24 protein-coding genes are annotated in these 25,858 nt (G+C 41.9%); 14 read left to right on the top strand and 10 right to left on the bottom strand.

The annotated features are described in order from the left end of the window. Positions 1-66: 66 nt before the first annotated feature. From MKX59_RS22355 to MKX59_RS22340, 4 genes are all read right to left on the bottom strand, one after another. Positions 67-303 (bottom strand): NHLP leader peptide family RiPP precursor, encoded by a 237-nt coding sequence (locus MKX59_RS22355; protein WP_013309068.1) that lies wholly within the window; start codon positions 301-303, stop codon positions 67-69. A gap of 75 nt (positions 304-378) precedes the next feature. After that, positions 379-1,314 (bottom strand): hypothetical protein, encoded by a 936-nt coding sequence (locus MKX59_RS22350; RefSeq protein WP_068938483.1) that lies wholly within the window; start codon positions 1,312-1,314, stop codon positions 379-381. Positions 1,315-1,491: 177 nt separating this feature from the next. Further along, positions 1,492-2,565 carry a polysaccharide deacetylase family protein gene (locus MKX59_RS22345; protein ID WP_023987331.1) on the bottom strand — a complete coding sequence of 358 codons (1,074 nt, stop codon included), beginning with the start codon at positions 2,563-2,565 and terminating at the stop codon, positions 1,492-1,494. A gap of 37 nt (positions 2,566-2,602) precedes the next feature. Next, positions 2,603-3,691: a glycoside hydrolase family 11 protein gene (locus tag MKX59_RS22340; RefSeq protein ID WP_023987332.1), complete on the bottom strand. Its 1,089-nt coding sequence runs from the start codon at positions 3,689-3,691 to the stop codon at positions 2,603-2,605. 376 nt (positions 3,692-4,067) lie between these two features. Between MKX59_RS22340 and MKX59_RS22335 the strand changes: the two genes are divergently transcribed. Continuing rightward, positions 4,068-4,544: a hypothetical protein gene (locus MKX59_RS22335; protein WP_023987333.1), complete on the top strand. Its 477-nt coding sequence runs from the start codon at positions 4,068-4,070 to the stop codon at positions 4,542-4,544. 128 nt (positions 4,545-4,672) lie between these two features. On the opposite strand, the gene MKX59_RS22330 is transcribed toward MKX59_RS22335, so the two are convergent. The 3 genes from MKX59_RS22330 to MKX59_RS22320 all read right to left on the bottom strand — a co-directional run bounded on the left by MKX59_RS22330 (position 4,673) and on the right by MKX59_RS22320 (position 6,836). Continuing rightward, positions 4,673-5,551, bottom strand: coding sequence for a (Fe-S)-binding protein (locus MKX59_RS22330; protein WP_340858960.1), 879 nt, complete (start codon positions 5,549-5,551; stop codon positions 4,673-4,675). A 167-nt stretch (positions 5,552-5,718) separates the two neighbouring features. Next, on the bottom strand, positions 5,719-6,174 hold the full coding sequence (locus MKX59_RS22325; RefSeq protein WP_220027180.1) for a MarR family winged helix-turn-helix transcriptional regulator: 456 nt from the start codon (positions 6,172-6,174) through the stop codon (positions 5,719-5,721). A 215-nt stretch (positions 6,175-6,389) separates the two neighbouring features. Beyond that, entirely contained in the window at positions 6,390-6,836 is a 447-nt protein-coding gene (locus tag MKX59_RS22320) for an AbrB/MazE/SpoVT family DNA-binding domain-containing protein (RefSeq protein ID WP_340858959.1), read from the bottom strand. Positions 6,837-7,034: 198 nt separating this feature from the next. Here MKX59_RS22320 and MKX59_RS22315 point away from each other — a divergent pair, with 198 nt between their 5' ends. Both MKX59_RS22315 and MKX59_RS22310 read left to right on the top strand, forming a co-directional pair. Beyond that, positions 7,035-8,432, top strand: a complete 1,398-nt coding sequence (locus MKX59_RS22315) for a helix-turn-helix domain-containing protein (RefSeq protein ID WP_340858958.1) — start codon at positions 7,035-7,037, stop codon at positions 8,430-8,432. 226 nt (positions 8,433-8,658) lie between these two features. Next, positions 8,659-8,844, top strand: coding sequence for an aspartyl-phosphate phosphatase Spo0E family protein (locus tag MKX59_RS22310; RefSeq protein ID WP_025723187.1), 186 nt, complete (start codon positions 8,659-8,661; stop codon positions 8,842-8,844). Positions 8,845-9,107: 263 nt separating this feature from the next. Here the strand turns inward: MKX59_RS22310 and MKX59_RS22305 are convergent, their stop codons facing one another. Next, entirely contained in the window at positions 9,108-10,334 is a 1,227-nt protein-coding gene (locus MKX59_RS22305) for an acyltransferase (RefSeq protein ID WP_069079718.1), read from the bottom strand. A gap of 218 nt (positions 10,335-10,552) precedes the next feature. Here MKX59_RS22305 and MKX59_RS22300 point away from each other — a divergent pair, with 218 nt between their 5' ends. The 4 genes from MKX59_RS22300 to hcp all read left to right on the top strand — a co-directional run bounded on the left by MKX59_RS22300 (position 10,553) and on the right by hcp (position 16,282). Further along, entirely contained in the window at positions 10,553-11,560 is a 1,008-nt protein-coding gene (locus tag MKX59_RS22300; RefSeq protein WP_023987342.1) for a substrate-binding domain-containing protein, read from the top strand. A gap of 37 nt (positions 11,561-11,597) precedes the next feature. After that, on the top strand, positions 11,598-13,595 hold the full coding sequence (locus tag MKX59_RS22295; protein WP_340858957.1) for a cache domain-containing sensor histidine kinase: 1,998 nt from the start codon (positions 11,598-11,600) through the stop codon (positions 13,593-13,595). Next, entirely contained in the window at positions 13,546-14,847 is a 1,302-nt protein-coding gene (locus MKX59_RS22290) for a response regulator (RefSeq protein WP_340858956.1), read from the top strand. Before MKX59_RS22295 ends, MKX59_RS22290 begins: the two co-directional genes overlap by 50 nt. A 142-nt stretch (positions 14,848-14,989) precedes the next feature. Next, the gene (gene hcp, locus MKX59_RS22285) at positions 14,990-16,282 is read left to right on the top strand and encodes a hydroxylamine reductase (RefSeq protein WP_028543172.1); all 1,293 of its coding nucleotides are present in this window, start codon (positions 14,990-14,992) and stop codon (positions 16,280-16,282) included. A gap of 41 nt (positions 16,283-16,323) precedes the next feature. Here hcp and MKX59_RS22280 read toward each other — a convergent pair whose 3' ends face one another. Beyond that, complete coding sequence (locus tag MKX59_RS22280; protein WP_023987345.1) at positions 16,324-16,671, bottom strand: helix-turn-helix domain-containing protein; 348 nt, start codon at positions 16,669-16,671, stop codon at positions 16,324-16,326. Positions 16,672-17,122: 451 nt separating this feature from the next. Here MKX59_RS22280 and MKX59_RS22275 point away from each other — a divergent pair, with 451 nt between their 5' ends. Next, a complete protein-coding gene (locus tag MKX59_RS22275; RefSeq protein ID WP_340858955.1) occupies positions 17,123-17,662 on the top strand; it encodes a hypothetical protein in 540 nt (179 codons plus the stop codon). A gap of 75 nt (positions 17,663-17,737) precedes the next feature. After that, positions 17,738-18,064, top strand: coding sequence for a nucleoside triphosphate pyrophosphohydrolase (locus tag MKX59_RS22270; RefSeq protein ID WP_340858954.1), 327 nt, complete (start codon positions 17,738-17,740; stop codon positions 18,062-18,064). Positions 18,065-18,533: 469 nt separating this feature from the next. On the opposite strand, the gene MKX59_RS22265 is transcribed toward MKX59_RS22270, so the two are convergent. Further along, entirely contained in the window at positions 18,534-18,821 is a 288-nt protein-coding gene (locus MKX59_RS22265) for a hypothetical protein (protein ID WP_340858953.1), read from the bottom strand. A gap of 171 nt (positions 18,822-18,992) precedes the next feature. On the opposite strand from MKX59_RS22265, the gene MKX59_RS22260 reads away from it, so the two are divergent. The 5 genes from MKX59_RS22260 (at position 18,993) to MKX59_RS22240 (ending at position 25,716) form a co-directional block, all read left to right on the top strand. Then, positions 18,993-19,196 (top strand): helix-turn-helix domain-containing protein, encoded by a 204-nt coding sequence (locus MKX59_RS22260; protein WP_010345194.1) that lies wholly within the window; start codon positions 18,993-18,995, stop codon positions 19,194-19,196. A gap of 194 nt (positions 19,197-19,390) precedes the next feature. Continuing rightward, positions 19,391-20,269, top strand: coding sequence for a hypothetical protein (locus tag MKX59_RS22255; protein WP_340858952.1), 879 nt, complete (start codon positions 19,391-19,393; stop codon positions 20,267-20,269). 123 nt (positions 20,270-20,392) lie between these two features. Continuing rightward, the gene (locus MKX59_RS22250; protein WP_272640050.1) at positions 20,393-20,626 is read left to right on the top strand and encodes a hypothetical protein; all 234 of its coding nucleotides are present in this window, start codon (positions 20,393-20,395) and stop codon (positions 20,624-20,626) included. Continuing rightward, complete coding sequence (locus MKX59_RS22245) at positions 20,601-20,909, top strand: hypothetical protein (protein ID WP_272640051.1); 309 nt, start codon at positions 20,601-20,603, stop codon at positions 20,907-20,909. The genes MKX59_RS22250 and MKX59_RS22245 overlap by 26 nt, the downstream gene beginning before the upstream one ends. 244 nt (positions 20,910-21,153) lie before the next feature. Next, a complete protein-coding gene (locus MKX59_RS22240; protein WP_340858951.1) occupies positions 21,154-25,716 on the top strand; it encodes a hypothetical protein in 4,563 nt (1,520 codons plus the stop codon). Positions 25,717-25,858: the final 142 nt, after the last annotated feature.

The raw sequence follows: 25,858 nt of genomic DNA, 5'->3' as shown, positions 1-25,858 counted from the left end.
GGAAGCTTGCTGAGCCCACCCACATGAGATTAAGGAATATAGATTAAATAAGCATTAACAACCAATTTACCACATCGAGCGAGGTTTCTGGGATGCAGCGAGTACACCGGAGGGGTCTGGAGGAATTACCAGAAAAAACTGATCAGGCGTTTCCTCTAACGTTTTGATTTGGATATGATCGGGGATCACGACTCCTAACACATCACGAATTGCAGATTTGGGATCTGTCATCAGTTTCTCTCTGAAACTGGCATCCTCCCAAGCTTTTTGAATGACTTGTGTTTGAAGAACTTCAGTAGCCATCAAAAATCACCCTCTCATTCAATTGGTTATATTTACCTAGTCAGTATACCACGAAAGACTCAGAAAAATCTAGCATTATTTCATATTTTTGGAGAGCCAGTAATCAAGTCCGCCTCTTCTCAAATGCGAGCGTCCGCCTTCAATTTCCGCCGCCACTTCGCCCAGCTCCGCTGCGATAGAATGTGCAAAGCTACGTAGGCCGTGGATAGAAGGCTCCAGGGTCTCTAACTGTTGGACTGCTTGATCGGCAATGTTCACATAGCTGGCGAGCGCACCGCGTACATAAATCGCTTCCTGAATCTGTTTGGGTCCCAATCCTTCACAGTAAGCCGTCTTCTGCTCGGCACTGATATGGGACAAAAGACAGTTATAGCTATGTTCGACCAAATCTTCTGACCAATCCGCCCAATCATCCGACATTTGAAGCACGAGTAGCGCCAAGTCCGTCATATCTGTAATGATCTGGATCAGATCGGCACGGCCTGCAAGCAGTAAAGCACCCGTTCCGGCCATTTTTAATGGACTTGCTTTCAGCGCGACCTTATTTCTTTCCCCTTGAAAATAGTCCTCTGTTCCTTCGGATGTCACACTAACGGCCCATTCATCAATATACGTTCGGGCATATGACCAAAAAGGAGAGGTTGCCGGAAAAAGGTCCCGATATACGCTTAGACACTCGGTATAGAATAGCTGGCTTAAGGCGAGTTGCGTTTTACGGTTGTCTGCTGCTGTGTCCATCACATCATCTTGAATTAAATAGTGAGCCATGACGAACACGTTGCCAAGTGACAGCTTGCGGCATGTTTCGGGGGGGAGTCCGGTGAGTTCTTGCAGCCAAAATGGAAGCAAATAGCATATGTAATTACGCGTGCTGTCTTCCCTCAACGGATTAAAACGCGCCAGATAGTCCAAACCCTCTTGCTGAAAGGGAGCTGGAAACGTGGACGTCCGTTCCTCCGCTTGACGAAATACTTTTTCCAATTCGTCTTTGTATGCAAAATACCATTCCATCGCTATCACCTGCATCTCTTATGAATATTTTTATAGCGATTTCTAGTTGTTAACCGCCATTATACAACAGATTGCAATTTTCAAGATTTTGTTATTTTTACATTGAGAATGTTGTAAAAAGGATATCGACAAAAATCCCGGACGGGAAGATCCCGCCGGGATTTTGTTTTTTTAAAATTAGATGATCTCTAAATAGTCAATATAAGCATCCCATGTCCCATCATCGGCTGTTACAACAAGCTCAATCTCTTGATTTCCGGTTCCATGGCTGACATTGTTTAAAGTATAGACCGCAGGACTGCTCCCGCCGAAATAGAAGGTACCCTTCGTTTGTCCACCAATTTTCAAGTCAACTTTGGCCATGTTGGAATTATTTGAAGCACCACGGAGTGAAAAACTATGGGTGCCACTGGTAAAATTCTGTGTGAATTTCACTGAATCATTGTTGGAGTATAAAGCCACTCCGTTGAACGGCGAGCTGATATTTGAAGTGTACTGACCGCCTTTGGTCATATTCTCTGCTTCCACTTTTGTGCCTTTGTTTGGCGGCGTTTCGCCGTTTCCGCCATCAGGCGCTACCGCCTGGCCATTGCTTGGTGAGATCATACCAGAGCAAAGGTTACGGTTTTTGAGGTTCTGTGCAATTTGTGGAATAGCTTGGAGTGTAGTCTGGTACTGATCATGCATCAGGATCACATCGCCGTTTTTAAGTTTGCCCGCAGCAGCTACGATCTGTGCGGTGGAGGCGCCGTTCCAGTCTTGGGAGTCAACGTTCCACAATACTTCGGTAAGACCGTTTTGGGTCTCAATGGATTTGAGGGTTGCGTTGGTCTCGCCATACGGAGGACGGAATAACTTTGGTACCGTGCCAGTAATGGACTGTATCGTTTGCTGCGTGCGTGTAATTTCCGATGACATCTGCGATGTGCTCAGTTGTGTCATATGCGGATGTGACCATGAATGGTTACCGATCCACATGCCTGCTGCTTGCTGGTCACGTACAAGCGAAGGATTATTCTGCACGTTTTGTCCAAGATTAAAGAGCGTCGCCCGTAAACCGTTTTGCTTCAAAGCACTAAGCAGCGATTTGGTGTTAGAGGGATTGGGACCATCGTCGAAGGTTAACGCTACATAACCGCTCGAGCAATCAGCCGCAAGCGCCTGGTTGCTCGAGATCACCAGCGAGCCTGTGAATAAAGACAAGGTGATTGACATAATCGCCGTCCATTTTCCTGCTTTAGCTATAAACAAGGTTGTACCTCCTTAACAATTTTAATAGATAATAAGGTTAGTTGATCTCCAAATAATCAACATAAGCATCCCATGTTCCGTCATCGGCTGTTACAACGAGCTCGATCTCTTGGTTTCCGGTGCCATGGCTGACATTGTTTAAAGTATAGACGGCAGGGTTGCTTCCACCAAAATAGAAGGACCCCTTTGTTTGTCCACCGATTTTCAAGTCAACTTTGGCCATGTTGGAGTTGTTCGAGGCACCACGTAGTGAAAAACTATGGGTGCCGCTAGTGAAATTTTGCGTATATTTCACCGAATCATTGTTGGAGTATAAAGCCACTCCGTTGAACGGCGAGCTGATATTTGAGGTATGCTGACCGCTTTTGGTCATACTTTCGGCTTCTATTTTCGTACTTGTGCCTGGAGGAGTAGTCGTTCCGCCGTCAGAACTGCCGCCAATCGTAATTGTATTACTAGTTACATTAGCACTCCCACTGCTTTGGTATCCCTCTACAGTAAGTGAAGTTTCATACATCTTGCCCATTTTCATGCCCATGCTTTCCCACTTTTTGAAGTGCTCGCTAACCGATATGGTTCCGCTTGTGCGTTTGGATGTCCGGACACTCCAATACTGTTGAAAAGTTGTTTTGTCTCCTTTAATGGAAGGCTGGTCAACCCGAGTGGTTTCATAAATATCATATGTTCCCCCGTCAACGGTAAAAGTGCCCTTCGATGTTGCACCGGGTGGACGCCAGCTTCCCCAGCTATCGACGATGTAATATTCTACGAGCGGGTTAACTGCCCATCCATAGACGCATAAATACGAATTACCATTTGGTTGGTAGTTGGCACTGTAGTTTACGGAAATGTTTCCAATTTGCTGGTGTGTCTTGGTCTCGTCGAATTTCTTGCCTTTACGGAATAATGCATTTCCAATGTTACTCCACTGGGCACTGAACGCCCCCCCACTATTAAGAGTCATACTTGTGTTCCCGGAATCTTTCCACAACTCATAGTAGTAGTTGTCATGGGTACCGGTTTGGTTTGAGGTGATCGTTGTTGCCGCCTGTGCATTTACTGCGGGTAAGATAAGCGAAAAACAAATCAAAATTGATAAAAATAACCGTATTCTTTTTTGTTTCATTGGACTTTCCTCCTTGTGTGTAATTGCATGTAGTCTGACTATGATGCAATGCATTCTGTAGTAGCTTGATACAACATTTATTTCCAAAAATTTAATTGTAATCGATTACAAAAAAATTTTATCATATTTTCCTTAATATTTTACCTGAAAAATTTCGAATTATATTGTAGAAAGTTTAGTACTTCATTCTTACTTACCCTACAGGATAAGGTTTCCAAGGAGTGCGTTCAGATCGAAGATTGGGGTATAACCGTGATAAAAATGTTCATGAGCTCGTATTTTCCCGGTCTTGTGACTACTTAACAGGTGAAAATACGAATAAAAATAGCGGAAAGAGAAAATATTAAATTAAAATGGGTGAAAGAAGGGCCTGAATATGAAAAAACAATGGAAATTAATCACTGCTACCCTGTATGTAGGAGTGATGATGTATAGTAGTGCAGGGATGATCGAAGCTGCTGGTATAAAGACAAGCCCCCAGATGCAAGCTCTTACTCCTAGCAACTCTATTCAGGGTGAGGCTGATCCAGGGCGCATGCAGTCACAGGACTGCCATCGACAAGGACATGCTTATAAGCACGGGCATGGCAAACGGCCTGGAGGCTGGGACCATCATCTGAACGAAAAAGTAGCCAAACTATTGGGTATCACTCCTGTTCGCTTAGAAAATGAGTTGGGACAAGGCAAATCGTTGTCCGACATCGCTAAAAGCAAAGGAATTAATGAGGAACAGCTTATAAATAAGCTGAAAAATGAAATGACCGTCGATCTGAAACGGCTCGTCAACCGCAAAGGGCCAATTACATTCGATCGTAAGTCCGGCACTTCGAATGAAGCTCAATTGAAGCGTTAGCAGGGGATACCGTCAACCTCGGCTAACGAAAACTAAATGTAAAAGGGGTGACTGGCTGATGCAGAACTAGCATGATCTTTTTTGTACTAAAAAAACCTTGAGAATGGCGGCCCTCAAGGTTTCCATATTCACCGGGCGGTCCGCATCGGATTCCTGCTCTCGCAGGGCACCTTGGTCTGGCACAGTCCGCAGCCGGCACCTGATTTGGCCTCGCCGCCGTTTAGAACCGCAAAGTCCCGTGATGCCTGGCCGTACACAAATTTCATGCAGGCAATCTTGTCATGTCCGCCTTCCTTGCTGATGGCTTGCACAGGGCAGCGGGTAATGCACACACCGCAGATGCCCTTGCTACACAGCAGGCAGTTTCCGGTATGGCCTGTGACTGAAGATGCTCTGGCATCAGGCGGCACCTTGAGATCGGTCACCACGGACAGCAGGCGGATGGCAATTCCTTTTTCGGTGATGAAGCCGTCGTTGATACTGAAGGTGCCAAGACCCGCAGCATATGCAATGTGTCGCTCCGACCAGTTGGAGATCGGCCCCCCTGTGGCACCATAGATGCTGTACCAATCCGTATCCAGCGGTGCAACTGCACGGTAACCAAGGCCTGTTAAGTATCCCGCCAAATGCCGCCTTGCAGACTGTACAAAATATTCATCGCCAAAGGTCCGCAGCAGCGCCCATTCCCTTGAGGCTCTATCTTTTTGCGCCCGATTAGCCTTGCGGATCGTCTCGCTGATCGGCAGCACAACGCTGATAACGGTACCTCCATCAAAACTCCCCATTCCAAAGGAACGTTCAAATGCTTCCTGCGGCGTGGCGTGGTCGAGCCCGACCACTCTTTTGTACTCCTCAAACAAAGGATCATTGCCCGCGGCAAATTGAATAATCGGCTCCTCGTAATAAGGACTCTGTAGTTCTTCACAAACATTGCCTTTGTCTTCGCTCACATAGGTTTTCATCTCGGCTACGATGTTTTCTCTCATATCCGGTACGGATTCAACCATCCTATCCACATCCCTCTCCGTGGTTATTGTTCACAGCAAAGCTTCCTTTCAGAAGTCTTGTGGCGGGCTAACATATATTACTGACCAGCCTTGATACCGCGAAACATTTCTTTTTTTCGTGTATATACACGAATTGAGTAACACTTCATGTATGAGTAGGCGGCTAATCACAAACCCAAATGTTCAATTTTGGATAAGAGTGAGGTCAGTATCTGCAGATTCCCGTTTCCCAATGACTCCTGCAAAAAACGTTGCGCCTCCTCCCAAAGCTCGGCTGCGTCGTTGTATACCGTTCTTCCACTCTCCGTCAGAGTAAGGCAGCGGTTGCGACTGCCCTCAGCAGATGTATCCTCCACATATCCGCTATGCTCCAGCGCCTTCAAATTGCGCACAATCGTTGTCCGGTCGAGCCGCATCTCCAGCGCCAATTCGCTTACACTTGCCGGTCCCAGCGCAGTTAAGTGCTTGAGAAGCGAGAATTGGCTAATATTGAGTCCGCTCGGGGCCAGATACCGGTCATACAGTCCCGTAACAGCCATCGAGGAACGGCGCAGATTAATGCAGGTACAAACTGAGGCTGATTGCTCCTGCGAAGATTTCTTATTCTTCCTTGTCGTTGTCATAAGTTCCCCATTCTTTGTACTGTTTCGTGTATCTACACTATCTCAAAAAATAACAGGTTTTGTCAGAGATGTTTGTCACAGCAGTCAGCTCTGTCGGTCTATCATGATTTATCCCCTGTAGTCCTTCCTACTAATGAAAAGTTTAAATAACCAGTCGCACGAAATCAACCGGCGACTGGTTATTTAGCTTTGCTAGAATATGAGTCGTGCGATACCTATAATAGCTTTTTAAGCTGGGAAATACGGCCTTGGGACACGCCGAGCCATTCAGCATATTCGCCTTGCTTGGCTGTTGGATGCTCGCGCATGAGTTTTCTTAGCTTTTCAACCAAATGTTGTGAAGGCGACCGATGTGCTCGTTTTTCTTTGTATGGTTCCTTAACAACAGGAACAGGTATTTGACTCACACCTATATTTCCCTTCAGATCGTTTATGCATTTTTTACATAAAAATGAATCCCTGAAATAGCTTAAATCCTGAATCGAATAGCATAAGTGACAGCAGACTCCAATATACTTCCGCATACTCAATAAACCTGTTTCAACATCTAAATAAAATTCTAAGGACTCACCAGCTTGAATACCCATAGAGGTTCGCAACTCCTTAGGGATAACAATCCGGCCTAACGTATCCAAGGGACGTGTCATACCTGTATTTTTCAAATGATCCTCTCCTTCCATTGTCCAACATCCAATGATCTCCTAATAAAAATATAAAAATCAATAAAGTAAAAGCATTTATGTTTGTTCCAAAAGATGGTATTATCGTGAAGGAAAATCAATAATTATACTATTAGTTTTCAAACTATATTGTTTATTGAAATTGAAATTCTATGAAAATGCTGAAAGGGTGGTTTATCCATGGAAATCACACCTACGATACAGGCAGAAATTCAAACCTATTTGAAACGAAAAGGCTTAACGATGACCAAGTTTGGTCACACGATTGATTTGAATGTAGGTACAGTTAGTAGCATTGTGACCGGTAACCGATCTATTTCTGTTCACCAACTGGATAGTATTACTGCGGGAATGAATTTACCACCGGATTATTTTTACGAGCGTTATATTGAAGAATGTATTGAAGAATCTCCGCTCAACTGGAAAAAAATCAGCCCTTTCCTATACCGATGCATTGAGCTAGGACGACTGGACTGCTTGCAGCGAGTGGTAATTCTGTTATTGGATAACCCTAATTATCCGCCATCACTCTTTGAAGTTGCCGAAAATGTATACAAAGACGGTTACAATGAAGCAGCGGCATACCTTTACAAAAAGGTGGCTGAAAGTGAGAAACAGCAGCATTCAGAGCGATTGGCGATCTGCCAGTATCGTTTGTTCCAAATCAATATTGGACAAGATAGAGCTGTAAATCTTCAGGCTGCCATTGAATTTGCCCCTTTTGTTGATCGTTTAGACGAGATAGAGCAATTAGATGCTCTAAAAGATTTAGCAAACGTGTATAGATCATTAAGTATGTGGGACAAGGTGTATGAATTTGCACATCAAATGGGTCAATTAGGACAGATCCAATATAATTTGGTTCATAACTCTAAGCGAAAAGGAACAGAGCCACGAAAAAAGCTAAGCAGGCCACTGTTTGTATACATAGTTTACTCCGAATTGCTGTGTGCTAATGCTTGCGATGCGAAAGGAGATCATGAACAGGCATTAGAACATATTCGAGGTTATGCCGATCTAAGTTGGGTAAAAGAGAAGGACCCTGATTCACTTTATTGGAAGAAACAATATCAGCAATGGGCGAAAATTAATACGTACGTCAACAGGCTTATGTCCGGGGATATTAGTGTTCTCCCCGATTACGTAGAACACATGGCTGCCGAAAATGAGATTTTTGCCGAGCTACTAAACGTTCTTGAAGTTGCTAATCGGTACAATGTAGATGTAGACCATATCCTTCAGCGTTTTGAATCTCAAATTGCAGCTTATCAGGAACCGTTGTCTTCTGACATGTATACACAACAAGTTTTAACGGAAGAGTACGTACGCTTCTGGTACAAAATGGCTAAGTACAGCCTAAATAAAGGTAGATATCCATATGGTTTCAAATGTTTAATAAACGCGTTTGAAAAAGCTGTTACAATTAATCATGTACTACTTATTGCCAATTGTTTTGGATTATTTTCTCATTTCAAAACACATGCGGCTCCTGAAACACAGACACAGTTCCAATCTATTTATGAGGAGGTGTGGGAAAAAAATGATCAAAAGGATGGCTTTCTACTTGGCGGTAACTAGCTTATTGCTGGTATTCACAGTACCAGTGCAAGCCGGAAATCCAAGCTCCGGCACGATCCAAACACAAGGACACGTTGGTGGATCTTGACCAAGCACTAATTCATTACTATGGACCAGCTTATTGCTGGTCTCTTTTTGTATTATTTTGTAATTTTTTGGTTCAAAAAAGATTATGACGTATTTGTACATCCCTCCTTAAAATGAGATTCATTAGGAGGTATGCAGGATGAACAGGTATGAAACAGTAACGTTAATTCAACAGATGGAACACGCCAGACAACATTTGCATGATCTTTACGAAGAGTATGGCTTCGGACATGCTTGTGTACTTGAGCAGTCTATGCTTTTGGATGAACTGATTAATCAGTACAACCGTATGTTTCAGACCAAGAAGCTGCCTCACTATGTTTAGAGCTAGATCATTAACAACGACGATGTTATGTTCGGTTCATTCCCCCTTCTTTTTATGCAAAACTATGACTTCTCCCGCGTAATGTTTATGATTATTCTATATAATGACTTATTTTAAAATAAAATACATATTCATGTCATAAAATGTTAATCACTTTTTTGAGGGGACGGCATACTAAGGCAACAAAAAAAAGCAGAGCTCAATAAGTGAGCCCTGCCAAAGTCCATTGGAATTATAACCCCATACTGAAACACAGACACAGATTAGCCAAGCTCCTGCGTGCTTTTGGAAGCACGTTTGGAGGAAAGGAACTGGAAGCGAAACGAGTGCCACTTCAACCGCTGTCTGCCTTTGGAACCAACAATCCAGTTGCCTCCAGGCAGATGGGCAAACAGCCAGCTTATGCCTAGAGAAACACTTGCTACGACGATAAACGTAATGAGCGTAGCTGTAAAATGATGATCGCCCAGTGCAAGCGGGCGGGTGTAGTAGGATATGAAGGCTAGTACGAGTGCATGGGCCAGATATCCTCCAAAAGAATAACGTCCGATCCAGTTCAGCATACGGCGAAACGGCTCGGATCGCGTATCTTTTTGCAAATGGAGCAGCAGTCCGTACAATAAAAGCAACTGCGACACAATGAGAACAAAGGTACTTGGCTTCAAATAGGTCGAAATATTAAGATTGATCGTATCGCCCGACTGGATCAGCATCGTGTGACCCATGAGCATGAACAAACCAATAAAGACAAATACATTCCACGGCAACGTCTGTTTGGCCAGTCCACGCCAGGTGTCTGTCATGTAAGCACATACTGCGCCCAGCATAAAATAGAAAAAGTACATGACAAAGTTATAGGTGCGATAATCCAGCAGAGTCTGCCAAAATGATGGTAACCCAGTGCTCCATGCAGACATGTCATAGTAAGACCATTGTAACAGCAAAGCATAAACCGCAGCGGCAATCAGCATAATAGCCAAAACAAGCTGTTTGCGTCTTTTCGTGCTGTAACGACGTAGAAACGCTTGAACCTGCCCGGCTGCTTTTGAAAATAGAGGAAACAAAATATAAAACTGAAAGATCATCACTACAAACCATAGATGATATCCGCTGACGGGGATGATCATTTCCTCGAACATACCTTTGTAAAAATAAATATTTCCCCACTGCGCCGTTGACCAGTTTTGAGTGCATACCCAATAAATAACAGTCCAGCAAAGGAAAGGAACATAAATATCTCGAAACCGCCTGCCAATATAGCGAGGATAGCCAATCGGTTTGTTGCCGTTATAAAAAAGTAGCGCCGCAGACAGGAAAACGAACGTCGGTGTGCCAAAACGTGTCAAATGATACAGCATCGCGAGCATAACAGAATCTGGCTGTTGGATGTCGCTGCGATAAATATATTCGCCAATGCAATGCTGAAGCACGACAGCGAGGTAGGCAAGGCCCCGTAGTTCTGTCCACTCCGCGATACGCGGCTTGCTCATCCATATCACTCCTTTTCCTCAAGATACGCACATGTTTTCCCTAGCACAATTGTAGGTATTGTAACGTAGAAACATTAGTGCAGGATTAACGCCACCTGAAAGTAAGAAGAGTGAAGTAGTTCCAATTTGATATGATTGCGTTTACAATCTAAGTAAAACCAGAATAAATTAAAGTGAATTTATAACTTAAGGATACACACAGGAAGAGGAGAGGAAGGATGAAAAAAACGCTGCTGGTATATATGCTGTTGATTGCGGCCTTTGCTCTCTATGTGTTCAGGTATGAACAAACGGGCCCGTTGAATGGCACTTGGGAGGATAAGGGGCTACGAGGCAGCATCGGAGAAACCTATATGATGATTACCTTCCAGTCTGGTTTGGAGTATTGGAAAAGCGGGCTCAAGGGCTTCGAGGATGCCGGGGATGCGCTGGGGGTGACTGTGGAGTATCGGGGAGCAACCCGTTATGATGCGCAGGAGCAGACGACCGTTATTGAGCAGGCGATTGCTCGTAAGCCCGCAGGGATTGCCATATCAGCGATTGATCCTCACTCCCTGATTCCGGTGATTAATAAGGCGCTGGATGCGGGCATTCCTGTAGTACTGTTTGATGCCGGAGCGCCGGGGAGTCGTGCGTATTCCTTTTTGGGCACGGATAATTATAAGGCGGGCGTGACCGCTGCGGATAAGATGGCAGAGCTGTTGGGACGAGAAGGTCAGGTCGCTGTTCTGACGCTGCCTGGACAGCAAAATCATGAAGAACGCTCGCGTGGCTTTCGCGATACCATTCAGCGGCAGTATCCTGCGATGAAGGTGGTGGAAGTCGCAGATGGCCGTGCAGACGCGATGGTCTCCCGGGATGAGTCGCAAAGGCTGATGAAAGCTTATCCGAAACTGGCGGGCATTTTTGTGACCGATGCAACGGGAGGAACAGGTGTGGGTGAAGCGGTACTGAGTCAAAAAAACAGCCATCCGCTGAAAATCATTTCTTTTGATACGAATAAAGCGACACTGGATATGATTCGTGGTGGGACGATCTCGGCAACGATTGCCCAGGGAACATGGAATATGGGCTATTGGTCGCTTCAATATTTGTTCCATCTGCATCATCATTTAACGATTCCTGCACCTTCTTCCTCTGGAGACAACACTCCGCTGCCCGTGCGGGTAGATACTGGGATTTCCGTGGTCACCCGGGCGAATGTAGATGATTATTATGCGAAATAAATTTTGGAAGCGTATCCACTTAAGGGTGCACCAAACGATGCCTCGCTTACGCTTGCGCAATATGCCTTTACGCTTTCAGCTCATGCTGCTGTTCCTGTTGTTTGGCATTGTGCCTTCGCTGGGATTAGGTCTGCTGGTCAATTGGACGGTGGAACGGATTATTGAGCGGCAGGTGGAAGACCATACGATGCAATTGATTGGCAAGGTGAACGAAGCACTGGACACCAAAATGGAAAATTTGCAAAACATGACGTATCTGATTGCTTTTAACCCCGATATCGGGGAGTTCTGGAAAGGGAAGACGCTGGCTGACGGCCACGCGGGTCATGCGAGTATAGTAACGCCGGAAAACCAGGGGGAGCGGACACAGAACTCGGTGCAAAATCAGGCTCACACTTCCAAGCAGGCATTAAGTTCTGTACAGGAGCAGGATACGCTATATGAAATGAAGCAATTTTTGCAGGGATATACTACGTTATATCCTGAGATTGCAGGGATTCTGATCGTAAACGAAAAAGGCGACTATATCAGCAATGAAATGTATGCTCGAAGCACGCGTAGCCTGACGGAAGAAGGCTGGTACCGACAGGCGGCGCAGCATGCAGGCATATTCACTGTGCTAGGACAGCCGAGCCACCGTAATGTAACGACTCATGTCCGGTACAAGGACAGTGAAATTGTCTCCGTCGTCCGTTCGGTTACGGATTCGGAAACCGGACATGTGTTAGGCGTGATTATGATTGACCTCAAGCTGCGGGCTGTGTCGCAGGCTGCCAGAGATGTAACCTTGGGCAAAAGCGGGTATTTAATGGTGACAGATGCTGAGGGGCGCAGCGTGTACAGGCCGGATATGCCTTTGATTGAGCGCATTCCGTCGCAATGGTTCGGGGCAGGTGACAGCGGGATGTTTACCCGTGAAGCTGGGGGCAGAGAATTGCTGTTCATGTTCAGGGCTTCCGAATTCACGGGCTGGAGAACAGTGGGGGTATTCCCGGCACGCGAATCTACACTGGAAGTTCGGCAAATTAAGTTCTATGTCGTCTGTTTTGTTTTTATTGTATGTCTATTTGGCTTAACGGCATCCTTGCGATTGTCGAGTTCCATTGCGCAGCCGATTTTCCGGCTGATGTCCTATATGCGGGCAGCAGAGACAGGAGATCTTACAGTTCGCCAATGGAGTGACCGTGGGGATGAAGTTGGGATGCTGGGGCGGAGTTTTAACCGGATGCTGGAGCAAATTCGCCGTCTCATGTCACTTAGCGAACTGAGGGAACGGCAAAAGCGGGATGCCGAGCTGCGCAGCCTTCAGGAGCATATTAAGCCGCATTTTTTATACAATACGCTAGATACCATTCACTGGATGGCTCGAAAAAATGGAGCAGACGACGTGTCCGACATGGTGGGGGCGCTATCGAGATTGTTCCGTCTAGGGCTGAGCAAGGGGGATGACTTTATTCCGCTGCGCTCCGAGATTGAGCACATATCGAGCTATATGCAAATCCAGCAAACCCGCTATCGTGACCGACTTCGCTGGGAATTGAATGTACCCGACGAGCTAAAGGATCTGTTCGTGTTGAAGTTAATGCTTCAGCCTGTAGTGGAAAATGCGATTTATCACGGCATCAAGGCCAGACGAGGCCCAGGCACGATTTGGATAGAAGCTAAAGCCGAGGGCGACAAGCTGCTGCTGACGGTACGTGACGATGGCGCAGGGATGACGGCGGACCGGCTGCGTGAACTGCGTGAATGGCTGGAAATACCCCTGGAGGCGATGGAAGGAAAGCAGAAGCAAAAGGGAGTTAGTACCCATGGCAGAAGCTATGGCATGCTGAATGTACAAGCGCGTATCCGGCTGTCTTTTGGTGAGGAATATGGAATTGTACTGGAGAGCACAGAAGGGACAGGTACCTGCGTGACGATCACTCATCCGTTGCTGCTGGATATGGCACAACTGAAGAAGCCTTATGAAAAAGGAGAGGGTCAGGATGACGAAATCAAAGGCCACAGACAACTCGACAACGGCGAGTCTGATTGACCAGGCCATAACAGAAGTGACCATAGGCACAGCAAAACGTTACCAAGTATTGATCGCAGATGATGAGCCGATCATCCGAGAGGGGATACGAGATTGCATAGACTGGGCGGCTCTGGGCATGGAGGTGGCAGCAGAGGCGGAGGACGGAGAAGAAGCGCTGGAGCTGGTGGGTCAGCTTCATATCGACATCGTGCTGGTCGATATGAATATGCCGTTCATGGACGGCATTGAACTGATTCGGCGGCTGCGGGAAGAACGTCCGGAGTGCCGCTGTCTGATCATTTCTGGGCATGATGAGTTTGCTTATGCGCAGGAGGCTGTCCGACTTGGCGTAGAGGATTATATTTTGAAGCCGGTAGATGCGGATCAGCTTCATGCTGCGTTGTTGCGGCTTCGTCAGCGAATGGACGAAGAGTACAAGCGTGCTGCCTATGTAGAACAAGCCGCCGGACAGATTGAACGGAATATTCCGCTGCTACGCCAGCGGTTTTGCCTGGAATGGCTGGAAGGGCAACACACGGGAAAAGACGTCATGGAGCAGTTGGCGTTTTTACGGCTTCCATCGCGGCCGCCTGCTCAGATCGGTGTCGTACGGTGGCCTGCGGCAGAGGCCCGGCAGACGATTATGCGCGAGAATGACCGCCAGCTATTTCTTTTTGCCGCTGAAAATATTATTGGCGAACTGCTGGAGGACTGCCCGCATGTGTTGTTCCGCGATGCGAACGGACTGATCGGCATATGCCTATGGCAGGAGGCACCCGAGACGATAGGCGCTTCCATGGAGCAGGCGATTGGACGCTACCTGAATATAGCGGTTCATACGCATGTGGAGTCCAACGCGGGTGGACTGGAAGGCGCAATTGACGCGTACCGGGTGAGTCGGGATCGAGTGTATGGCGAATCGCAGCTGTCTCCCATTGTACGCCGGGCCCGGCAGCTTATTCAGGAAGGTTACGCCGATCGGGAGCTGACGTTGGAAGCCCTTGCTTCGCGTCTACAAGTATCCGCCGTATATCTCAGCCGTGTGCTCAAAAAAGAGCTCAACGACAGCTTCGTGACCCTCGTCACGCGTGCCCGTATCCGTAAAGCGGTGCAACTGCTGGATTCCACCACGTTGTCTATCTATGATATAGCAGAACGTACGGGTTACGACAGTCAGCACTATTTTAGCACCGCTTTTAAAAAGACTATGGGCGTGTCCCCTGTGCAGTACCGTAAAGGCGGTGGAATTCAAGAAAACACGGTGGAGTAGGAATTGGCACGGGGGATGAGTCCCACACTGTCTCATAATAAACTGTAAGAAAAAATGTGTGTGTAATCACACCTACGCATTCAGGGGTTTGTTACGCTGGGGATAACGAACAAATATCTATCAATATTTGGAGGAAAACGATATGTTTTGTTATCAGTGTGAACAGACGCCGAGTGGCGGGTGTAAAGTAGTTGGGGTGTGCGGGAAGGATGAGACGATAGCAAGCTTGCAGGATACGATGATTTTTGCATTAAAAGGGATTGCTGCCTATGCGACACATGCTCGCCAATTGGGCTATACCGATCCTGAGGTAGATCGGATCACGCATGAAGCGTTATATATGACCTTAACCAATTCTAACTTTAATGTACAAGAGCATTTGGAAATGGCGATGAAGGTCGGAAATGCGGCTGTACGGATCATGGATGTGCTGGATCGTGCGCATACGGATCGTTTTGGCATTCCGCAGCCGATTACCGTCAGCCAAAATAAAATCGAAGGCCAATGCATCGTCGTGACCGGACATAATTTATATGCGCTGGAGGAATTGCTGCGGCAGACAGAGGGTAAAGGCATCAACATCTATACCCACTCAGAAATGCTGCCTGCCCACGGTTATCCGGCATTGAAGAAATATGCACATCTCAAAGGGAATATCGGTAAAGCCTGGTACGATCAGCGTAGACTGTTCGAGGAGTTCCCAGGTGCGATTCTCGCCACGACGAATTGTGTTATGCCGATTAAAGGCACGTATGCAGACCGCTTCTTCTCTTATGAAGTAGCCGGGCTGGAGGGAGTAGCCAAGATCATGGACGACGACTTTTCACCATTGATCGAGCGTGCGTTAGCCCTGCCAGCCGCAGATGTAGATTCGGAGCAGGTGCTTACGACGGGATATCATCATGAGACGGTTATTGGGCTGGCTCCTGAGATTATTCAGGCCGTTAAAGACGGACATATCCGTCGTTTCTTCGTCATTGCAGGCTGCGACGCACCGGGCAAAGGCGGCAACTATTATCGCGAGCTGGCTACATCCTTGCCGAACGATACAGTCATTCTGACCACGTCCTGTGGTAAATTCCGTTTTAATGACGTGGATTATGGCACCGTTGGAGATACCGGCATTCCGCGTTATATTGATTTGGGACAATGCAACAATTCGGGTTCTACTGTTAAAATCGCTCTGGCATTAGCGGATGCTTTCGGCTGTACGGTGAACGAGCTGCCTGTCAGCATTGTTCTGTCCTGGTTTGAGCAAAAAGCGGTCGCCATCCTGCTAGGCTTGTTCAGCCTTGGCATCCAAGATATTCGCATTGGGCCGAAGCCGCCTGAGTTCATTTCTTCTGGCGTACTGGATGTACTGGTGGAGATGTTTGGCTTGAAACTAATTACTACCGCAGAGGAAGATATGAAAGCGATGTTGGCGTTGTCGTAAGGGGTTGGTGGGGAACTGCAAAGCGCAGTTCCTTTTTTGTTTCATCGTTCATCGATTCTTATAAAGATGTCCGTAAGAATCTTTAATGCCAGCTCAGTATCTTTGGATTCACGAGTTCTTAGGAGAGTCAAAATGGTTTTTATACTCGAATCTTCTTCGGTAAGCTCATCATTGTCCTTCACATATGTAAGCAACTGATAGACGCCCACGTTCAATGCCTTCGCTATTTTCTCCAGATTTTTCAAAGATATATTTCTCTCCGCTCGCTCAATGAAACCAATATAACTCGAATTGAATCCTGCTTTTTCGGCTAAAGCTTCTTGGGAAAGCCCTTTAGACTTTCGGATATCTCGAATACGTGTACCGACTAATTCTAAAAGTTCTGACATGATTACACCTCTCTATAGTAAGAATTTCACAAAATTCGATTCCAATCGCTCCAAAATGTAATATATAGACGAACGAGATCATCTCAATCTATATATTATTAATTGGAAGTCGCTTATTGGATTTTGCAAAATCCTCTAGTTAGAAGTGTAGAGAAAGAGTTACATCTAATTAATAAGTGTTAGTAAGTAAATTGAATTAAAAACTACTATATAGTAATATTTATTATGAAGCTTGTCCGGTAGCTAGAAAATTATACATCTTGATGGTTACATAATTGTGCTACGTTGCTCACATTGTTTCAGGATTTTGCAAAATTTGATACAGTCGCTCCGAAGTGCAAGATATAGACGAACTAAACTATTTCCATCTATATTTTGTTCATTGGAAGTCGCTTATGGGATTTTTGCAAAATCCTCGTTTATGAAATTTTAATTCAGGAGTTGATTCCCCTTGAAACATTACTCCTTAAGTCCCCTACATAGTGATTCCGATTTCAAATTGCCTAAGTACAGCGACACCTACATATTCAATTGCATGATGGATTTTCAAAAGCTTGCCGAATACCAGATCAAGCTTGCACAGATGATGCGCGACCATCATCAGTTTCAAAACTGCCTCATTCTTTGTGATCGAGCGATGTTTTCTATGGCTAAGGCCATTTATGTTCATCGAAACAAAATCATTCCATTGTATATTCGTTTATCCGTGACTGACCTGTTCCCTTTAATTCACACAGAGGCTGAGCCCAATTTAGATATGGTGCTGTTTATCGGTACGGTACATTATCTGGTTTCGGGAGAAGATGATGTATCTAAAGAGCCGATGAAGCTGGGGGAAGTAGACAAGTTGCTTTATAAAACGGACTCTATTCTAGAGTCTCTGTCACAGCGGATCGTAGCTGATCCGTCTAAGCGGTATCCATCTATTTATAAAGAAAGTCCGTTCAATGAATCGGTAGATCTTTTATCAATAATACCCGGTTCTTTTTGAGCTAATGATATAATGAGGAAAAGGAAGATGTTGGATTACGACTTAAAGTTCTATAACAGAAAGGGTGTATTTCATATGCCTACATACAACAAGCTGGTACGAGATCGGATTCCGCATATCATTATGTCTCAAGGCAAGGAGTGTCGGACACGCATTTTGGACCCAGAGGAATATAAGCAGGAGCTGAGAACCAAGCTTCGTGAAGAGGCTGAGGAATATTTTGAAGCGGACAAAGATCAGGATGCGCTGGAAGAGCTGGCGGATATGCTGGAAGTCATCCGAGCGTTGGCAGAAGAATATGGGGCGAATGCAGAAGAGCTGGACAAGCTGCGGGCAGACAAAGCCGAGGCACGGGGCGGATTCCAGGAGCGAGTGTTTTTAATAGATGTCGATGAAGTTTAATGTCAGGTTCATTACGGATAATTTAGCAGATGGACTTATCGCGAAGATACGATATGCTTCTGGAATTTCCATTAACTTCTTTTATTATGCAGTTCGGGGTGAATTGCTGAGAAATTGACTTATTTGCTCCAGTACGCTTAAAGTCTAGCCAAATAGTACACATGGAATAAACCTATTTTCTTATATATTATGCATAGTTAACGTTCGGTGATTCTTACGTACATGTCATTGATGGGATGTTCGTGTGAATCAATAATTATAGGAGCTTCTGCCATTGGAATTGGCAGGAGTTTTTTTGTTTGGAAGTAAAAAGAATACCGTTCGTCATATTTTTCCATTTCATAGTATAATAAGAGCATAGTCTATAGTCCGGCTTGTTCGTTTATTTAATTGTATTCTGTAGATTGACGAATTTCGTAAATATTACGTTATACAACAGAATCAAAAATGAAAAAGAGCCAGAAGGCTCTCAATCTAAAGATATATGTAATTCGTTTTGCAGGTGAAGAGCGTCCTTAAAACCTTGCAAATAAATTTCACGTTCTAAAATAGCTTGAACAGAAAGCTCAGCATCGTCGTAAAGGAATAGGGTCTTCTGTATATTCTCCGGTACTCCCTCATGTAACTGCTTGAAGTAGAGATTCCGTTCGGATGAGAACTGGTTGTAGCTGGAGTTGTTTTTGGTAAGCTCGCCATATAAAGATTCAATTCGAGTATGAATGAGTGAATCAAGTAAGACTTCTAAAGAATTATGCATACTAAACACCATCCAATGCATTTGATTTTATGAACAAAAGTTCAACTTATTAAATATAATTTTACCATGTCAAATAATTAAGTCAATACATGTTGAAGATGTTTTTGATAAAGAAAATATACTTTCATATAATTAAAGAAAAATTCACTTGATGTGTGAAAGGAATATCAGATGATTAGTTATAAACCTTTTCAAAAATTATTGATCGACAGGGAGATCAAGAAGCAAGATTTATTGAAAATGACAGGTATTTCGTCTGCTACAATGGCGAAACTCAATACGAACGAATATGTGTCATTAGAAGTGATTGATAAATTATGTGCGGCTTTAGGTTGTCAGCCAGGAGATTTATTGGAACATATAGCAGAACAATGAAAGATTAGAATCAAGAATGAATGTTGGTTAATCGAAGAAGTGATTCCGTCATATAACATAGTATTCAAGCAGCGGCTCCTTTCGGAGCCTTGATCTGCTAGAAGGATTTCAGGGAAGCATTCCAGCAGACAACCCCTTTGGGGTTCATGAATACAGGAACGTTAAGTGAAATTGTCGCAAAGGAGTTAAAACATATGTACAAGCATATCGATACAGCACAAGAGAATCTTGAAAATTATTTAGAAACAATACCCAATAAACAATCGAAGTTATTTTATCAAACAAGAATTAAGAAATTCTTTAATGAGTATATGTCTCAGAAACATAACATACTACGCCCTCTTAATACAATTAACTTCCACGATTTGAATACATATATAGATCAATTAGAAAGTTCGGATGCGGAAAAGTTGAATTATTTTAGAGCTTTCAATGGTTTTTTCAGATACATGTATTTATCAGACAATTTACAGAGCGATGTTATGAAAGGAGTAAATAAGCCTGTTCTTCAATCTAAATTGCTAGACTATATTAGTCGGGTTGAATTAATACAAATCCAGAGCTTTATTAAAGATTCAAATGAAAAAATAGAAGATAGGCTTTTGCTCGGTTTACTGTTATATACAGGTTTAAGTAGAAAGTATGTAGCTAATTTAACGCATTACCAATTTAGTTTTGGAAACGAGTATGTATCATTGTTTTTTGAATTTGGTGAAAGTACAATAAATATCCCGTTAAAAAGTACAGTTGTAAACCTTGTCAGAGTTTATTTTAATTCGCAACAAACCATTAATCCTTTCGAGAAAATATTTAAAATTGATGAAAACTATGTGAGTGAAAAAGTGAAAATATTAAATAAGAAAATAACAGGAAAGCCACTTACACCTACTGTCTACTCGAATAGCTTTATTAAAGAAGCACTGAGACAAGGAAACGATGTCCTTACGGTTAGCCAACTTACTTTAGAATCAGTTCATACAATCATGAAGCATGTTGATGTAGAAGAATATAGAATTAGGAAACAACAACATATACTTGAAAATATATTCGAGGATGACGACAAAATCACTTAACATAATATTCACGCATCGGGCATACGCCCTCGGTCCAGAAACAGCCGGACACCTCGGCATTCGCCGAGGTCGTGAATACAGGAACGTTAGGCGAAAGTATTCAAAAGGTCAAGGTGATATGAAATGGAACTAGTAATAAATTCGATTAACAACGAAAAATTATCTATTTTAAAATTTGAGAGTCTCTCAACTACAGAAAAGGAAATTGTAAAAAGAAATTTAGTGTGCTTAGAGTGTAGGGTTCAAGCCTTTTATAGAAGAAAAACTAAGGATGGTAAACAAGCTTGCTTTTTTGCTAAACATGTAAGTGGTTGTAAGCAGGGAGCGAGCGTTGGACAAGCTGCAGGAATCGTATGAAGAGGACATGATAACGAAGCAAGTATTTTTAGAGCATAAAGCTGTTCGGTCACGGCAGATACAGAAGCAGGGGGAAGAGTTGGAGGATTTGCGGAAGGTTGTAGTAGATGAAGGGAATTACCCGACTGTGGAGCAGATAAATAAACGGGTATGTGAGTTTAGAGGGTTGTGGAGCGCCGCGGTGACAAGTGAAGAGAAAAATCGTGCTTTGAAGAAGTTGGTGGAGCGAATTGTGTATGATCGGGAAGGGAATCGGGTGGAGTTGGCGGTTTGTTACAGGTGAAATCGTTTTACTAGGTTTATTTAATAAATAGAAAAGAGTGCCTCTGGAAATAGTTCCAGAGACTTAATCATTGGGAGTACAAAGTTATAATTAAGAATTGATTTGATTTAGATACAAACAAACGTTCTTTAAAATGTATATCCCAAATGGTAGAATAGGTTCATGGGAATTTTTTGTATTAATTAGATAGTTATATAGAATTTATTTTAAAATATAAATAAATTTAATTTGGAGGTATTAATATATGCCATATCCATCCGGGGGTAGAGCAGACAAACTCGGCAATAGATTTGAATTTAGATGGGCAGTATACCAAATACTTCAGGTAATGGATGAAAAAATTGATTATTTTATTCTAGAAGCTCTCGGTGATGATGAGCAAGGTATTGATATATGGATTGGTAGAAAAGATGGTATTAGAGAAGGACAACAATGTAAAGGAAGAAGCGGGAGTAAGGAATATTGGGAATTTGGGACTGCTAATGCTAAAGGCATTTTTAAAAATTGGAAATTTCATTTAGACAGAGATATTACAAATACGGTATCTCTGGTATCTCCTTTAGTGTTCACGTTGTTAGAGGACACAATAGATGGAGCAATGAAAACTAGTGATATTCCTAAAGATTTTTATGATAATCAAATACTTACTGCTAGCAAAGAGGTTAGAGATTTCTTCAAAAACTTTTGCAAGGTGATGGATCTAAACCCTGAACAAGATAATGATCTTATTAGATGTATTTCCTATTTAAAAAGGATAACTTATCGTCAATTCCCGGACAAAGAACTTAAAGAAATAATTATGTTAAAAATTGGTTTATTATTCATTGGGAATGAAGAAGAAATTTATGATACTTTGGTTTCTTGGATAGTAGAAGGTAGTATTTGGGGAAGTAAGATTAGCCAATTTGTATTATATAAACTATTCAGCGAAAAAGGCATTAAACTCAAACAACTTGCTAATGATTCCCGCCTTGTACCTAGAATAGAAGAATTAAATAGAGAATTCAGTTCTTCATTTATTCCGTTTAACGATGAGTTGATTGATAGGACTGAATTCTTGCTATGTAGAAATGAAATTAAATTAGGAAATTCATTATTGATACACGGAAAAGCTGGAAGAGGAAAAAGCGGTTGTACAGAGGATGTTATTAGTTATTGTCGAGAAAATGCTATACCATATTTAGCAATAAAATTAGATAAACGTACTCCAAGTGGAAATGCAGAAAAATGGGGGAACGATTTAGGGTTGCCCGCATCGATAGTTCATTGTATTCATAGTGTATCTAGAACTGAAAAAGCAGTAATTATTTTGGATCAATTAGATGCACTACGTTGGACTCAAGCACACTCTAAAGATGCTTTATTAGTGTGCGCTCAAGTTATAAATCAAGTTGAGAGATTAAATATTGAAAGAAAAGATAAAATTTCAGTGGTTTTTGTATGTAGAACATATGATCTGGAAAATGATAATAATATTAAATCTTTGTTTAAAACTTCTGGAAAAATTAGCGAAATTATTCAATGGAATAAAATTCAAGTGAATGAATTAGATGATGAAACAGTAAAAATTGTTGTAGGATCGGGATATTCAAACTTAACAGGTAAATTAAAGGAAATACTTCGTATTCCAAGCAATATATATATTTGGGATAAATTAGACAAGGGGAACGCGTATAATGAATGTTCGACTGCAAATCATTTAGTCACTGAATGGTGGAGACAGTTAACAAGGAAATGTTTTGAGTTAGGACTAAGTGAAACAGATATGAATAGGTCAAAGGAAGATTTAATAAACAATTTTGATAAATCCGGACGGATATGTGTTCCCATAAAGATTTTAAACGTCAATAATTCATGCCTTGAATTCTTGTCTTCCAATGGTTTCCTGGTAATACAAGATGATAAGGTTTCATTCGCTCATCAATCTATACTAGATTGTTTTTTAGTTGAAAAGATGTTAATTAAATATTACGAAATTGGAGATATATTAGAGGTTATTGGAAATAAAGAGAAGCAAACTCCTGGAAGAAGATATCAGGTGCAAATGCTCCTTCAAAATTTAATTGAGCTTGATAGCGATGATTTTCTAGATGCAGGTCAGAAAATGTTGGCTTCTAATCAAATTAGATATAGTGTGAAATTTGTCTTTTTCGAAATATTAAATCAGTTGGATATTTTAGATGGAAATATCCAGAGTTACATAGTAGAAAATTGTGAAAACGAATTATATGGTGAGCATATAATAAACAATGTTGTATACTCAAGACCACAATACATCAGAGTACTTAGAGATTACGGCTTTTTAGAAAAATGGTTTAGTGCTCCTCAGAAGAAGAATATTGCAATAAATCTTTTTATAAGTTTAGCACCAAATTATGAAACAAAAGATGTTGAATTTATTTTGAAGCATGCATTTCAATCTCAAGAAGATGATGATAAATTTTCTCGATGTTTTTTACATGATATCAACCAAGATAGTGATGAGATGTTTGAATTACGGATGGAATTTTATAAAAAATATCCACAAATGGCTGATACGTATCTTGATATTAAGGCAATGCTTGAAAAATGTGAAATAAGAACAATAAGAGTGTTTGCATTTTTATTGGAGAACAAGCTTGGAAAAAATGGCCAAAGTATCTATAGGTATGCAGAGGAATTTTTGCAAGAAGATTCTGAAGTGTTCATAAAAAATGGACAAGAGGTAATCGATATATTGTTACCATATATTCCAGTTTCAAATGATGAGATCTTATATTATGGTGATTGGTCTGGAAGAAGCGCTCATAGAAGAAATTTAGAAAGGACAAGTATTGAGATTCTTAAGAAAGCTAATGCAGCAATTATTAATGCGAGTCCGAAGGTGTTCCTAGAACGATACAAAGAATATATTGGAACAGGTAAAGTAATCTTTAATGAAATCATATTAGATGCACTATATAAATTTCCGTATTTATACAGTGATTTTATAATTGAATATTTATATAGTAACTTTGATAATAATATTTTTGAAAAAACAAGTGGTAATGGTGATGAATTGCTCTTAGCTAAACAAGTTTTGAAAAAACACTCCGAACATTGCAAACAAGATGTATTTGATATGTTAGAAAAAAAGGTGATTGGTTACGTATCACCACGAGCGACAGATATATATCAACGTAGAATTCAATACAATCAAGAATATAAAGGTTATAAACTTTATTGGAGTTTTTGGGGAGACCTTCAAAAAGAAATACTAGAGGTTCTTCCATACAATCGACTGAGTAACAAAGCGAAAGATTTGATTCGCGTTTTAAACCGTAAATTTAATAATGAAACAACCTTATATAGGTATTCGAATGGACATAGTGGATGGGTAACATCTTCCATAGCAGGTAAAACACTAAGTAATAAAAAATGGCTAGGTATATTAACTAACCAGAAGCTAAATGATAAACGTGGACATCATAATTGGAAAGAAGTTTCAGGAGGTTTTTTGGAAAACTCGATTGAATCATTTTCAAGCAGTTTTAGTGATGCTGTTTCTAAAGAACCTGTAAGAATGATAAAGTTGATGCTTTCACATGACAAAATTATTATGGACATTTATATTGATTCATTATTTAGTGGAGTAGCACATAGCAGTAACTTGGCGAATGTACCTCTAAAATTGCTAGAAGCAATGATACTAAAATATTTATATGATCATACATCATATAGGGCAAGTTACATTTGTACTATTATTGAAAATCGAGAAGAAGTGGACTGGTCACAGGAGATATTAGATATTCTTAAAGATATTGCGATCAAACATAAGAATCCAGAAATTGGCAAACCGAATGTGACCAGTAATGAAGACAATGATATGCGTACTTTCGATATGTTACAAAGTAATGCATTAAATTGTGTAAGAGGAAAAGCAGCTCGCTCAATTGCACATTTGTTATGGAAAGATAATAGTTTTTTTGGAGTGTTTAAAGATGTGCTTGAGAAATTGGTGATGGATCAAAATCCAGCAGTCAGATTGGCAAGTTTATTTGCGTTATGGCCATCATATAATATTGATAGAGAATGGGCATCTAAAAAGATTATAAACTTATTAAAACAAGATTATCGCCTAGCAGGATTTCGTGGAACAAAAGATATGCTCTTTTTATTGTACCCTCAATATCGTCAAAGTGTATTAGAAATTATTAAGCAATGTTATGCTTCTGAGGATAAGGAATTAATTCAGATAGGAGCTTATTGTTTATCAGAAATGTTTATTCTTAAAGAAAATTTCGAGGTTGAAATGGCAGATGTGGATAATATGAGTAAATTACAAGCTGAAAAGGTTCTATACATGGTCATGTTATATTTTAATAATGATCAATATAATCCGTTAGCTAAAAATATTATACGTAGATTTAAAACAAGTACTTTAGATTTAGAAATGTCTATTTCAAGATTGTTTTATGATAATTTGATAAATTTAGATAGAGATAAGGATTTTTTAATAGAGATAATGAACTCTAACTTAAGTCGTAGAATATTGCATGCTTTTGTTCACTATTTGGAGAAGCAATCGAAGTCAATAATAAAATACAAAGATATTATTTTGTCAATGAGTAGGCATCTAATTGACAATCAAGTTGAGAGATATGAAGGTTTATGGGGAGTTCAAGATGAAATCTCCAAGTTAGTCATCGGATTGTATGATGAAACTTCTGGAAGCAAGCTTTCTGAGCTGAAGTATATTGCACAGGAATGTCTAGATATCTGGGATTTGATGTTTGAAAAGCAAATTGGACCAGTTAGAAGGTTGAGCAGAGAGATGATGGAGAGATAGCGAGAAGATTTACATGGGAGTATCACCACCGTTTTTGGGTAAATTAACACTAAGTATATCTCTACCCAAATCCAACACTAAAACGAGGTGATGTCTCCATGATAAATCAAAACGTACCCAATAGATTAGCCAAGGGAAAGTC

The organism is Paenibacillus sp. FSL R7-0340, assembly GCF_038002205.1.
GTDB classification, from domain to species: domain Bacteria; phylum Bacillota; class Bacilli; order Paenibacillales; family Paenibacillaceae; genus Paenibacillus; species Paenibacillus polymyxa_B.
Note: the sequence above shows the minus strand (reverse complement) of the source record. Positions and strands in the feature narration are given on the sequence as shown.

Excerpts from the sequence above, each read along its gene's own strand:
- MKX59_RS22355 (WP_013309068.1), bottom strand. The coding sequence starts at position 303 with ATGGCTACTGAAGTTCTTCAAACACAAGTCATTCAAAAAGCTTGGGAG.
- MKX59_RS22350 (WP_068938483.1), bottom strand. The coding sequence starts at position 1,314 with ATGGAATGGTATTTTGCATACAAAGACGAATTGGAAAAAGTATTTCGT.
- MKX59_RS22340 (WP_023987332.1), bottom strand. The coding sequence starts at position 3,691 with ATGAAACAAAAAAGAATACGGTTATTTTTATCAATTTTGATTTGTTTT.
- MKX59_RS22335 (WP_023987333.1), top strand. The coding sequence starts at position 4,068 with ATGAAAAAACAATGGAAATTAATCACTGCTACCCTGTATGTAGGAGTG.
- MKX59_RS22330 (WP_340858960.1), bottom strand. The coding sequence starts at position 5,551 with ATGGTTGAATCCGTACCGGATATGAGAGAAAACATCGTAGCCGAGATG.
- MKX59_RS22325 (WP_220027180.1), bottom strand. The coding sequence starts at position 6,174 with ATGACAACGACAAGGAAGAATAAGAAATCTTCGCAGGAGCAATCAGCC.
- MKX59_RS22315 (WP_340858958.1), top strand. The coding sequence starts at position 7,035 with ATGGAAATCACACCTACGATACAGGCAGAAATTCAAACCTATTTGAAA.
- MKX59_RS22310 (WP_025723187.1), top strand. The coding sequence starts at position 8,659 with ATGAACAGGTATGAAACAGTAACGTTAATTCAACAGATGGAACACGCC.
- MKX59_RS22305 (WP_069079718.1), bottom strand. The coding sequence starts at position 10,334 with ATGAGCAAGCCGCGTATCGCGGAGTGGACAGAACTACGGGGCCTTGCC.
- MKX59_RS22300 (WP_023987342.1), top strand. The coding sequence starts at position 10,553 with ATGAAAAAAACGCTGCTGGTATATATGCTGTTGATTGCGGCCTTTGCT.
- MKX59_RS22295 (WP_340858957.1), top strand. The coding sequence starts at position 11,598 with ATGCCTCGCTTACGCTTGCGCAATATGCCTTTACGCTTTCAGCTCATG.
- MKX59_RS22290 (WP_340858956.1), top strand. The coding sequence starts at position 13,546 with ATGACGAAATCAAAGGCCACAGACAACTCGACAACGGCGAGTCTGATT.
- hcp (WP_028543172.1), top strand. The coding sequence starts at position 14,990 with ATGTTTTGTTATCAGTGTGAACAGACGCCGAGTGGCGGGTGTAAAGTA.
- MKX59_RS22280 (WP_023987345.1), bottom strand. The coding sequence starts at position 16,671 with ATGTCAGAACTTTTAGAATTAGTCGGTACACGTATTCGAGATATCCGA.
- MKX59_RS22270 (WP_340858954.1), top strand. The coding sequence starts at position 17,738 with ATGCCTACATACAACAAGCTGGTACGAGATCGGATTCCGCATATCATT.
- MKX59_RS22265 (WP_340858953.1), bottom strand. The coding sequence starts at position 18,821 with ATGCATAATTCTTTAGAAGTCTTACTTGATTCACTCATTCATACTCGA.
- MKX59_RS22260 (WP_010345194.1), top strand. The coding sequence starts at position 18,993 with ATGATTAGTTATAAACCTTTTCAAAAATTATTGATCGACAGGGAGATC.
- MKX59_RS22255 (WP_340858952.1), top strand. The coding sequence starts at position 19,391 with ATGTACAAGCATATCGATACAGCACAAGAGAATCTTGAAAATTATTTA.
- MKX59_RS22250 (WP_272640050.1), top strand. The coding sequence starts at position 20,393 with ATGGAACTAGTAATAAATTCGATTAACAACGAAAAATTATCTATTTTA.
- MKX59_RS22240 (WP_340858951.1), top strand. The coding sequence starts at position 21,154 with ATGCCATATCCATCCGGGGGTAGAGCAGACAAACTCGGCAATAGATTT.